This is a genomic window from Escherichia sp. MR (assembly GCF_005280595.1).
Lineage (GTDB): Bacteria > Pseudomonadota > Gammaproteobacteria > Enterobacterales > Enterobacteriaceae > Escherichia > Escherichia ruysiae.
Map to the genome: position 1 here is coordinate 1,210 of NZ_SZVK01000109.1, position 3,038 is coordinate 4,247.

A 3,038-nucleotide genomic window follows, 5' to 3' on the forward strand; every position below is an offset into this window, starting at 1 on the left:
GTTTTGCTCTTTAAAAATCTGGATCAAGCTGAAAATTGAAACACTGAACAACGAAAGTTGTTCGTGAGTCTCTCAAATTTTCGCAACACGATGGTGTTTTACGAAACATCTTCGGGTTGTGAGGTTAAGCGACTAAGCGTACACGGTGGATGCCCTGGCAGTCAGAGGCGATGAAGGACGTGCTAATCTGCGATAAGCGTCGGTAAGGTGATATGAACCGTTATAACCGGCGATTTCCGAATGGGGAAACCCAGTGTGATTCGTCACACTATCATTAACTGAATCCATAGGTTAATGAAGCGAACCGGGGGAACTGAAACATCTAAGTACCCCGAGGAAAAGAAATCAACCGAGATTCCCCCAGTAGCGGCGAGCGAACGGGGAGCAGCCCAGAGCCTGAATCAGTGTGTGTGTTAGTGGAAGCGTCTGGAAAGGCGCGCGATACAGGGTGACAGCCCCGTACACAAAAATGCACATACTGTGAGCTCGATGAGTAGGGCGGGACACGTGGTATCCTGTCTGAATATGGGGGGACCATCCTCCAAGGCTAAATACTCCTGACTGACCGATAGTGAACCAGTACCGTGAGGGAAAGGCGAAAAGAACCCCGGCGAGGGGAGTGAAAAAGAACCTGAAACCGTGTACGTACAAGCAGTGGGAGCCTCTTTATGGGGTGACTGCGTACCTTTTGTATAATGGGTCAGCGACTTATATTCTGTAGCAAGGTTAACCGAATAGGGGAGCCGAAGGGAAACCGAGTCTTAACTGGGCGTTAAGTTGCAGGGTATAGACCCGAAACCCGGTGATCTAGCCATGGGCAGGTTGAAGGTTGGGTAACACTAACTGGAGGACCGAACCGACTAATGTTGAAAAATTAGCGGATGACTTGTGGCTGGGGGTGAAAGGCCAATCAAACCGGGAGATAGCTGGTTCTCCCCGAAAGCTATTTAGGTAGCGCCTCGTGAATTCATCTCCGGGGGTAGAGCACTGTTTCGGCAAGGGGGTCATCCCGACTTACCAACCCGATGCAAACTGCGAATACCGGAGAATGTTATCACGGGAGACACACGGCGGGTGCTAACGTCCGTCGTGAAGAGGGAAACAACCCAGACCGCCAGCTAAGGTCCCAAAGTCATGGTTAAGTGGGAAACGATGTGGGAAGGCCCAGACAGCCAGGATGTTGGCTTAGAAGCAGCCATCATTTAAAGAAAGCGTAATAGCTCACTGGTCGAGTCGGCCTGCGCGGAAGATGTAACGGGGCTAAACCATGCACCGAAGCTGCGGCAGCGACACTATGTGTTGTTGGGTAGGGGAGCGTTCTGTAAGCCTGCGAAGGTGTGCTGTGAGGCATGCTGGAGGTATCAGAAGTGCGAATGCTGACATAAGTAACGATAAAGCGGGTGAAAAGCCCGCTCGCCGGAAGACCAAGGGTTCCTGTCCAACGTTAATCGGGGCAGGGTGAGTCGACCCCTAAGGCGAGGCCGAAAGGCGTAGTCGATGGGAAACAGGTTAATATTCCTGTACTTGGTGTTACTGCGAAGGGGGGACGGAGAAGGCTATGTTGGCCGGGCGACGGTTGTCCCGGTTTAAGCGTGTAGGCTGGTTTTCCAGGCAAATCCGGAAAATCGAGGCTGAGGCGTGATGACGAGGCACTACGGTGCTGAAGCAACAAATGCCCTGCTTCCAGGAAAAGCCTCTAAGCATCAGGTAACATCAAATCGTACCCCAAACCGACACAGGTGGTCAGGTAGAGAATACCAAGGCGCTTGAGAGAACTCGGGTGAAGGAACTAGGCAAAATGGTGCCGTAACTTCGGGAGAAGGCACGCTGATAGGTAGGTGAAGCGACTTGCTCGTGGAGCTGAAATCAGTCGAAGATACCAGCTGGCTGCAACTGTTTATTAAAAACACAGCACTGTGCAAACACGAAAGTGGACGTATACGGTGTGACGCCTGCCCGGTGCCGGAAGGTTAATTGATGGGGTCAGCCGCAAGGCGAAGCTCTTGATCGAAGCCCCGGTAAACGGCGGCCGTAACTATAACGGTCCTAAGGTAGCGAAATTCCTTGTCGGGTAAGTTCCGACCTGCACGAATGGCGTAATGATGGCCAGGCTGTCTCCACCCGAGACTCAGTGAAATTGAACTCGCTGTGAAGATGCAGTGTACCCGCGGCAAGACGGAAAGACCCCGTGAACCTTTACTATAGCTTGACACTGAACATTGAGCCTTGATGTGTAGGATAGGTGGGAGGCTTTGAAGCGTGGACGCCAGTCTGCGTGGAGCCGACCTTGAAATACCACCCTTTAATGTTTGATGTTCTAACGTAGACCCGTTATCCGGGTTGCGGACAGTGTCTGGTGGGTAGTTTGACTGGGGCGGTCTCCTCCTAAAGAGTAACGGAGGAGCACGAAGGTTGGCTAATCCTGGTCGGACATCAGGAGGTTAGTGCAATGGCATAAGCCAGCTTGACTGCGAGCGTGACGGCGCGAGCAGGTGCGAAAGCAGGTCATAGTGATCCGGTGGTTCTGAATGGAAGGGCCATCGCTCAACGGATAAAAGGTACTCCGGGGATAACAGGCTGATACCGCCCAAGAGTTCATATCGACGGCGGTGTTTGGCACCTCGATGTCGGCTCATCACATCCTGGGGCTGAAGTAGGTCCCAAGGGTATGGCTGTTCGCCATTTAAAGTGGTACGCGAGCTGGGTTTAGAACGTCGTGAGACAGTTCGGTCCCTATCTGCCGTGGGCGCTGGAGAACTGAGGGGGGCTGCTCCTAGTACGAGAGGACCGGAGTGGACGCATCACTGGTGTTCGGGTTGTCATGCCAATGGCACTGCCCGGTAGCTAAATGCGGAAGAGATAAGTGCTGAAAGCATCTAAGCACGAAACTTGCCCCGAGATGAGTTCTCCCTGACTCCTTGAGAGTCCTGAAGGAACGTTGAAGACGACGACGTTGATAGGCCGGGTGTGTAAGCGCAGCGATGCGTTGAGCTAACCGGTACTAATGAACCGTGAGGCTTAACCTTACAACGCCGAAG

1 rRNA gene is annotated in these 3,038 nt (G+C 52.8%); it reads left to right on the forward strand.

The features are described from left to right. The first annotated feature begins 122 nt into the window (after positions 1-122). Positions 123-3,026: ribosomal RNA gene (locus tag FC814_RS22305) — 23S ribosomal RNA — on the forward strand. Positions 3,027-3,038 lie beyond the last annotated feature (12 nt).